The following is an 8,295-nucleotide window of genomic DNA, read 5'->3' as shown; positions in this document are numbered from 1 at the left end:
AACAATAACAAAAACAAAAAGATCTTACTAAAATCCAACTGGTGATTGAGAATGATATTCCCGATTTGCCTTCGTCCAGGGCAATCCACGTCGCGGCGACCCCCAAGGTCACCAGGGGCGCGGTGAGGGAAGAGCCCGGCTACCCGCTCACCCGAGGCCGGGAAGAGATCGCCCCACCCGTGCGGTGCTCGGCGTCACGGTTGTTCCGGCGTGCTGGGGGTGAGCAGTCCCCGGTTGAACGCCTCGGCGACCGCCGCGGCGCGGTCGCCGACCCCGAGCTTGGCGTAGATGTTCACCAGGTGGGTCTTGACGGTGGCCTCGCTGATGAGCAGTTTGGCCGCCGCGTCCCGGTTGGTGGTCCCGGCCGCGACCAGTTCCAGGATTTCGAGTTCTCGCCGGCTGAGCGGCTTGGTCCCGGGCTCCCGGACCCGGCTCATCAGCCTGGTCGCCACCGACGGCGAGAGCACCGACTGGCCGTGGGCGGCCGCGCGTACCGCTCGCAGCAGTTCGTCGCGGGGAGCGTCCTTGAGCAGGTATCCGGTGGCACCCGCCTCGATCGCCGGCAGGACGTAGCTGTCGGTGTCATAGGTGGTCAGCACGAGCACGCGCGCGGTGATGCCCCGCCGGGCCAGCTCGGTGATCGCGGTCAGGCCGTCCATGCCGGGCATCCGCAGGTCCATCAGGATCACGTCGGGTCTGAGGACCTGGGCGAGCCGGATCGCCTCGGCGCCGTCGCCGGCCTCGCCGAGCACCTCGAAGCCCGGGTCGCGCGCGAACATACCGCTCAACCCGTCCCTGACCACGGGGTGGTCATCCGCGATCAGCAGCCGGATCGGAGCGCCGGTCGCGTGGCTCATGCGCCGGCTCCCGCGGGCGCGGCCGGGATGCAGGCCGAGATGGCCGTGCCGACACCCGGTTCCGACTCGATCTGGAGCGTCCCGGACAGGCTCTCGACACGCTGCCGCATCGCGACCAGGCCGAACCCGCCACCCTGCGCGCCCGCGTCCGGACGCCGCGGACCCTCATCTCCAACGTCCGGCGGGCCGCCGCCGTCGCCGAAGCGGTCCGGTTCGAAGCCCCTGCCGTTGTCACGCACGTCCAACGCGACCTCGTTCTCCATGTAGGACAGTGTCAGCCCGACCTTGGTCGCCCGCGCGTGCTTGGCGACGTTCGCCAGCGCCTCCTGTGCCGTGCGCAGCAGCGCGACATCGACCTCCGGCGGCATCGGCCGCGCCGTGCCGGTCGTGGTGACCTGGACCTCGATGCCGTGCAGCGCCGACCAGCGCTCGGCGACGCCGGCCAGCGCCTCGCTCAGCCGTGCCGTCTCCAGCGCCTCGGGACGCAGCGCGTGGACCGACCGCCGCGCCTCGGACAGGCTCTCCCTGGCCAGCCGGGTCGCCGCCTGAACATGCCGGCGCCACAGCGCCTGATCATCGGCGAACTGCTCGGCCGCCTGCAGTTGGGTGATGATTCCGGTGAGCCCCTGCGCCAGCGTGTCGTGGATCTCGCGGGCCATCCGCTGCCGCTCGTCGGAGACCCCGGCCTCCCTCGCCTGGGTCAGCAACTGCTGCTGCAGGCCGGCGTTCTCGGCCATGCTCGCCGCGAGCCTGCGGTTCGCCTCGTTCACCTCCGCGAGGGCTTGCTCCCGCAGTTCCTCGTGCTCCTCGCCTTTCTGGCCGAGCCAGGCGAGACCGCACATCGGGATGATGTTCACGGCGAGGACGAACAGGTAGCCGAGTACGCCGTAGACGTTCGTCTTGGGTATGGGAGCCGCCTGCGCGGTGCCCGCCACGATCGCCACCCCGCCGATGGCGGCCAGCTCCGACGGCCAGGGCAGAATCCGGAAGGCGTAGAAGTAGCCGGCGGGCGTGAACAGCCCGAACCAGGGATCCCTGATCACCAGGATCGCCATGAGCACGATCAGCACGCCCATGAACAGCCCCATGACCTGCGGGCGCTCCCGCCAGGCCGGATGCAGCGTGAACATCCACATCATCCACGCCGCCGTCAGCGCGCACAGCGCGAGATCGATGGTGAGGGAGTCGCCGTGGGACCGTCTGATCGCGACCGTGACACCAACCATGATCGCCAGCAGGACGTAGGGCACGACGGTCACCAGCGGAAGCAATCGCCGACCCCATTGCTCCTGCCGGGGGAGCGGCATCGGATTGCTCATTTGCATCCTTCCGCTGCGATCTACTCCCAACGGAACAATTTAGCGGCGGCCAGCCCGAACACCACCACGTACGCCGCCATGACCAGCAGTTGCTGCGCGTGCGGCCAGTGCCCCTCGGCCGCCCTCTGCAGTGCCTGGACCGCCGCGCCGAGCGGGGTGCCGTGGCTGATGTAGCGCAGGAGCTCGGGCATCTTGGCGATGGGCACCCACAGGCCGGCGAAGAACATCATCGGGAAGAACAGGATCGTGCCGATCGCCTGCGCGGCCCGCCCGCTCCCGGCCGTCGCGGCGACGAACAGGCCGACCGCCAGAAGTGCGGCGGCGGTGAGCAACGCGGCGATGACGAACCCCGCGAACTGCTTCGGCAGGGCCACGTCGTACGCCGCCCTGGCCACCACGAGAATCACGCTCACCGTGACCACGGTGACGGCGAAGTTGACCGCGAGCTGGGCGGTGAGCAGCCGGACCGGGCCCATCGGCGTCGTCCGCAGCCGGCGCAGGATGCCTTTCTCCCGGTAACCGGCCAGGACCATCGGCAGGGCGCTGAGCGCGAGGATCGCGATCGAGAACGCGATCAGAACGGGCACGTAGATATCGAGCGTGGTGGCGCCACCGAAGTCCTTCTGGGGCGTCCGGAAGGAGTGGATGCCGCCGAAGATGATCAACAGCAGCAGCGGGAACCCGACGCCCCAGATGGGTCCGACCCGCTCGCGGATGAAGAGCTTCAGCTCGGTGACGGTGAGCCGCCCGATCCCGGAACGCGACGCGGCCGCCAGCGGTGTTGCGGTGGTGACGGGCATGATCATTTCTCCTGGTCCTGGTCTGACCCGGCGGGCTGGTTCTGGCTCGCCTGCTGCTCGGTCTCCGGCTGCCGTCCGGTCAGCGCGACAAAGGCGTCCTCCAGGCTGGCCTGCTCCACGCGCAGCTGCCGCGCCACGACGTTGTTGCGGGCCAGTACGGAGGTGACCGCGTTCAGCGCGTTGTCGTTGCCCGTGACCACCACGACATCGCCCTGGTGGATGACGCTGGTCACGTCCGGCAGACTGGTCAGCAGCCGGTCGTCGAACGGCACGGACGGCCGGAAGCGGATCCGCTGTTCGGTCTGGACCCGTTCGGTCAGCCCCGCCGGGGTGTCCACCGCGACGACGCGGCCCGTGTCGATCAGCGCGATCCGGTCACACAGCCGCTCGGCCTCCTCCATGAAGTGGGTGACGAGCACGATCGTGACGCCGCGGGAGCGCACATCCTCGATCAGCTGCCAGGTGTCGCGCCTGGCCTGCGGGTCGAGGCCGGTGGTCAGCTCGTCGAGTACCGCCACCCGCGGGTTCCCGATCAGCGCCAGCGCGATCGAGAGCCGCTGCTTCTGGCCGCCGGACAGCTTCCCGTACCTGGTCGAGCTCTTGCTCGCGAGCCCGAGCGCGTCCATCAGCGCACGCCAGTCCGCCGGTGCCCGGTAGAAGGAGCTGTAGAGCGCGAGTGCCTCCCCGACCTTCAACCGGTTGGGCAGCTCGCCGTCCTGGAGCTGCACACCGAGCCCCTGTGTCAGCTCGGCGCGGTCCCGCTGCGGGTCGAGCCCGAGCACGCTGATCTCGCCCCGGTCCGGCCTGCGCAGCCCCTCGACGCACTCCACCGTCGTGGTCTTGCCCGCGCCGTTGGGGCCGAGGATTCCGAAGATCTCCCCCTCCTGGACGGTGAAGGAGACATCGTCGACCGCCACGGTGTCCCCGTAGCTCTTGTGCAGGTTCTGCACCTCGATCACTGCTGGCATGCGGTAGCACTCCCGGCATTCCGTCCATCGCGGTCAGGTGCCTTCAGCCTCGCGAAGTCCGCCCGGACGCGGTATCGACCGCCCGGCGAAACCCCGCGGGTCAAGTGCTGAAATACCGGATAGTCCGGACGGTCGAGCCGATCCATCGATCGGTTGACCGCGAACCCGCCGGCCGCCGGATGGGTGCACCTCAAGAAGTGCTGACCCTGGGAATCAGCGATTGACCTCATCGCTGTCCACCCACACAGGATCGGTCACCTCGACCGGCACGGCCTCCAGTCGCTCATCCGCCAGCACGTCGGCAACGAGTGCCGCCGTGCCGCCGAAATAGGTGGAGTCGAGGTCGATCTCCGTCGCGACACACCAGGCCCGGTCGTCGGGCCAGAACAGGCTGGGTGACTGCGGGAAGAGTGACATCGCCAGTTCCCCGGCGGCGTCGAGCGGGCCCTCGAGTAGGAGATGGCTGCGTTCCGGCAGTTCCACTCGAGGGCCATTGACGATGTCCGGCGGGAACTCCGGCGGAAGCAGATCCGACTCCAGAGGCACGTCCCCGTCCGACGCGAAAATGACGGTCGTGCGACCGTCCGACATGGCCCCGTACCCGTCCCAGGCGCAGAACCAGCAGCGGTCACCCGACGTGGTGTGGCGGGCCAGGACGTCACACAGCGCCGCCAACACGGCAGGGGGCAGCGTGCCTGGGTCGGGCTCCTCCTCCCAAGGCCGCGCCGCCAGCACATCCGACGCAGGAGTGGCGAGCGCCCCGAACTGTACCCGCGAATGCACCACCCTGCCCGACCACGCGGCCACCTCGGCCCACGTCACAGGGCTTCCGTCAGAGGCCGACGCCGGATGCAGAATCCGGGCGTACGCCTCGAACCCGTGCGGCACAAGAGCCCCCACGCCGGACCCGAACGGCCCGACCCCCGCAACCACCCAGTCGGCCGGTGCCACATCCCCCACCGGACGCAGTCGCGAACGCCGAACCATGGTCCGCACCTCCGGTAACCGTCACCGCGGCCTGTTTCGAGGCCGTCACCGAGCATCCCACCGGCCAGCAGCGGGCCCGCTCGCCTACGTACAAACCTACGAGGAGGCCCTCCGCCCCGAACGTGTCCTCAGCCGCCAGGTAGCCGAGTGCGAGCGACACGAGAGTGGCAGTGGCCTGCGACGTGGAATGTCAGTGACCGCGACATGAGAGTGTCAGTCGTCGCGACACGAAAGTGTCAGTAGATGGGACACACGACCGAGATATGTCGAAAAGCGGCCATAGCGACCTTGGTGGTCCTGGGTTCGGGTGATTGTTGCTGGTAGATCGCACTGTTGGTGCTTTTTCGGGGTTGATCAGGGATTCGGTCGAGGCCTAGGTGATCGCTTTCCGGCGGGTCGTAGGTCGTTTCCCGATAACCCGATCTGGATCGAGTGTCCGTCTGGTCGCGATAATCGTCGGATGGATGATCTTTTTGGTGTGGGTGACCTCATCGATGGGCGATACGAGGTCGCTCGCTCGCTGTCGGGTGGGATGGGGGTGGTCTATCTCTGCCTCGACCCGCAGGGCAATCGCTCGGTGGCCGTGAAGACGATGCTCCCCGGGTTGGCGGGTGACGGCTGGAACTGGGAGAGCTTCCTGCAGGAGGCGGCGGTTTGGACCCGGATCTCGCCGCATCCGAATGTCGTCCACGCTGAGGATGTGTTCCTCGGCGGCCCCGGGCGGGTTCCGCATCTGGTTCTGGAGTTCGTTGCGGCGGGCGAGGGACTCGGCGACGCCTCACTGACCGAACGGCTGCGGCGCGGCCGTGGCCTGCCGCGGGAGGAGGCTCTGAAGTACGGCCTGGACATCGCCCGTGGGATGCGGCACGCGGGTGACTGCGTACACGGCCTGGTGCACCGCGATCTCAAGCCGGCCAACATCCTGGTCGGCCCGGACGGGAACGCCAAGGTGACCGACTTCGGGCTGGCGCTGGCCATCCGCTCGATCGGCTCCGGCGCCCTGTTCCGGACCGTGGAAGAGGGCGACCGCTCGGGCACGCCGTCCTACATGGCCCCCGAGCAGTGGTCGGCGGATCCGGTGGATGCGCGGGCCGATCTGTACTCCTTCGGGGTGATCCTCTACGAGATGCTCACCGGAGTTCATGTCATGGCCGCTCACCGGGGAGGCCTGGAACAGTTGCGTGCAGCTCACCAGGCGGGGATGGCCGAGCGCGCGCCGATTCCCCAGGACTGGCCGGATGTACTGCGCGAGCTCGTCCTGTCCTGTATGGCCCTGACCCCGGAGCGTCGGCCATCGTCGTGGGCCGAGACCGAGGCGGCCCTCGCGGCGGCGTGGACGGCCAGTACGGCACGGCCCCTGCCGGCGGCGCCTACGGAGGCGGCGATCTCCGCCACAGGGCGCCTGACCAGAAGTCTTTCGCTGTACTCGCTGGGACAGGCGGCCAGCGCCATCGGGAGGGGCGGCCACGCGCTCGGGTTCTACCTGGAAGCACTGGAACTGGCACGTGCCGAGAAGGTGCGGTCCGTGGAAGCCATGGTGTGGAACAACGTCGGAAACATACTCCGAGACAGGGGCCGGTACGGCGAAGCACTCGCCGCCATCGACGAGAGCCTGCGGCTTCACCGCGGGCTCGACGACCGGCGCTCAGTCGCCGGCGCCCTGCTCAATCGCGGGAACCTGCTGGAGATGATGGGCCGCTGCGACGTGGCGCGCGTGAACATCCGCGAATCGGCCGCCCGCTTCGAGGAACTCGGCGACCGGCTCGGGCTGGCCCTTGTCTGGCTCGCGATGGCAGCGGACCAAGGATCGGATGCGCTGCATCACGCCGAGGCTGCGCTTGCCGTCTTCCAGGAAATGGGCGACCGCAGGCATCAGGCCGCCGCGTTCAGCCGGATCTCCTCGATCCATCGGAAACTGGGCGATCCCGTACTGGCGCTCGAATTCTCCGAGAGGGGTCTCGACCTCGCGCTGCAGATCAGCGACCGAGTCGGGGCCGCGATCGAGCTGATGAACCAGGGCTACCTGCACCTGGACATCAACCCTGGCGGACTCGTCCAGGCGATCCTCTGCTGGTACCGGAGTCTGGAACTGGCCGACCTTACGGGACGGCGGCTTCTGGTGGGACAGAACACCTACGCGCTGGCCACGCACCTATCCAAACACGCCCATCCCCGCAGGAACCCGGCCGAGTACGAGATCGTCCTTGGCCTGGCCCGGCACGCCGTCCGCGCCTACGGCGACTGCCGCAGACCCGAGCTCGAAAGCGACGCGGTGGCGCTGGTCTTCCATATGGAACGGAAACTGGATCTTCTCCGTCAAATGGGCACCTTCGTGAACCATGGAGACCCGCGACCGGAGTACGCCCCGGGGGCGGCTTACCTGGCTGCGACGAACGCACGGTTCACCGGGAAGAACTAGGGGCGCGGATGAAGTACTCCGAGCAGGACCCGCAGCTGGCCGCCATGTGGCTCCCGTACGAGGAGGGCAGCGAGCTCTGCCTGGCGAATCGCCTCGAAGAAGCGATCCCTCTGTTCCAGCAGGCGCTGCGGGCTGGGGAGGAGCTACTCGGCCCCGACAGCAGGCACTTCTTTCCGATCCTGGTGATGCTTGGTACCGCCTACGCCAATCTCGACAGACCCGCAGAGGCTCTTCCATTCTTCCTCCGAGTCCAGGCCATCACCGCAGAGCAGTTCGGGGGGAAGCACCCCACCCACGGTGAAGCGCAGGCGAAAACCGCAGGGATCTATCGGAGGCTCGGCCGCCCGGCCGACGCGCTTCTCCTCGACGAGCAGAACATGACGATCTGCTACCTCACCTACGGACGTTCGCATCCGGAATTCGTCAAGGCCATCGTGGCCCTGGTCGACGACTACTACGACCTCAACGACCAGGCTGAGTACCCCCGTTTTCTCGACCTGGCGGAAGAACTCATCGCATCGGTCCCCGGGGTGGACGACCGCTCCATCAGAGTCGTTCAATGGCACCGCACACAACAAGCCAAGCGCACCTAGCCTCAGCACAACTTGTGATTGCTGGCGTCACGGAAACGACATCCCGCGAGCAAGGACGGAAGGCTCACCGAATATTGGGTCGCCACCACAGTTCTCTCAGGTTGGTGCCGGTATGCAGGTCGGTGATGACGAGCTGGAAGGTCGTGTCCCGCCGGTTCACGGCCAGGGCGTAGCACCGGCCTTCGTCGAGGAACCAGGCGTCGTAGCGGAGGCCGGCTGGGGGCGGCGCGTGCCACAGGGCCTTGCCGGATTCGGCCTGCAGGTTCTGGGCGGCGACCGCCGCGGTGGCCGCGCCGGCGACGGTGTACCCGGCCGCCTGCCAGGCCGTACGGGCGGCCGCCATGAGCGTGGT

General features: G+C 68.0%; 8 protein-coding genes. 2 read left to right on the top strand and 6 right to left on the bottom strand.

Annotated elements, in window-relative coordinates:
* Positions 1-194 precede the first annotated feature (194 nt).
* The 5 genes from AB0I04_RS54640 to AB0I04_RS54620 all read right to left on the bottom strand — a co-directional run bounded on the left by AB0I04_RS54640 (position 195) and on the right by AB0I04_RS54620 (position 4,766).
* Complete coding sequence (locus tag AB0I04_RS54640) at positions 195-857, bottom strand: response regulator transcription factor (protein ID WP_360904820.1); 663 nt, start codon at positions 855-857, stop codon at positions 195-197.
* A complete protein-coding gene (locus AB0I04_RS54635) occupies positions 854-2,176 on the bottom strand; it encodes a sensor histidine kinase (protein WP_360904817.1) in 1,323 nt (440 codons plus the stop codon). Before AB0I04_RS54635 ends, AB0I04_RS54640 begins: the two co-directional genes overlap by 4 nt.
* A 20-nt stretch (positions 2,177-2,196) precedes the next feature.
* Positions 2,197-2,976, bottom strand: coding sequence for an ABC transporter permease (locus AB0I04_RS54630; protein WP_360904814.1), 780 nt, complete (start codon positions 2,974-2,976; stop codon positions 2,197-2,199).
* 2 nt (positions 2,977-2,978) lie between these two features.
* Complete coding sequence (locus AB0I04_RS54625) at positions 2,979-3,944, bottom strand: ABC transporter ATP-binding protein (protein ID WP_360904811.1); 966 nt, start codon at positions 3,942-3,944, stop codon at positions 2,979-2,981.
* Positions 3,945-4,157: 213 nt separating this feature from the next.
* Complete coding sequence (locus tag AB0I04_RS54620; RefSeq protein ID WP_360904808.1) at positions 4,158-4,766, bottom strand: hypothetical protein; 609 nt, start codon at positions 4,764-4,766, stop codon at positions 4,158-4,160.
* A 472-nt stretch (positions 4,767-5,238) separates the two neighbouring features.
* Between AB0I04_RS54620 and AB0I04_RS54615 the strand changes: the two genes are divergently transcribed.
* Positions 5,239-7,350 (top strand): serine/threonine-protein kinase, encoded by a 2,112-nt coding sequence (locus tag AB0I04_RS54615; RefSeq protein ID WP_360904806.1) that lies wholly within the window; start codon positions 5,239-5,241, stop codon positions 7,348-7,350.
* An 8-nt stretch (positions 7,351-7,358) separates the two neighbouring features.
* The gene (locus AB0I04_RS54610) at positions 7,359-7,943 is read left to right on the top strand and encodes a tetratricopeptide repeat protein (protein ID WP_360904803.1); all 585 of its coding nucleotides are present in this window, start codon (positions 7,359-7,361) and stop codon (positions 7,941-7,943) included.
* A gap of 64 nt (positions 7,944-8,007) precedes the next feature.
* On the opposite strand, the gene AB0I04_RS54605 is transcribed toward AB0I04_RS54610, so the two are convergent.
* A partial coding sequence (locus AB0I04_RS54605) for a hypothetical protein (RefSeq protein ID WP_360904800.1) occupies positions 8,008-8,295 on the bottom strand: 288 nt, incomplete at its 5' end.

The organism is Actinoallomurus sp. NPDC050550, assembly GCF_040655075.1.
GTDB lineage: Bacteria > Actinomycetota > Actinomycetes > Streptosporangiales > Streptosporangiaceae > Actinoallomurus.
Note: the sequence above shows the minus strand (reverse complement) of the source record. Positions and strands in the feature narration are given on the sequence as shown.

Bases quoted from the DNA above. Each gene is read 5' to 3' on its own strand.
- AB0I04_RS54640 (WP_360904820.1), bottom strand. From the start codon at position 857: ATGAGCCACGCGACCGGCGCTCCGATCCGGCTGCTGATCGCGGATGAC.
- AB0I04_RS54635 (WP_360904817.1), bottom strand. From the start codon at position 2,176: ATGAGCAATCCGATGCCGCTCCCCCGGCAGGAGCAATGGGGTCGGCGA.
- AB0I04_RS54630 (WP_360904814.1), bottom strand. From the start codon at position 2,976: ATGCCCGTCACCACCGCAACACCGCTGGCGGCCGCGTCGCGTTCCGGG.
- AB0I04_RS54625 (WP_360904811.1), bottom strand. From the start codon at position 3,944: ATGCCAGCAGTGATCGAGGTGCAGAACCTGCACAAGAGCTACGGGGAC.
- AB0I04_RS54610 (WP_360904803.1), top strand. From the start codon at position 7,359: ATGAAGTACTCCGAGCAGGACCCGCAGCTGGCCGCCATGTGGCTCCCG.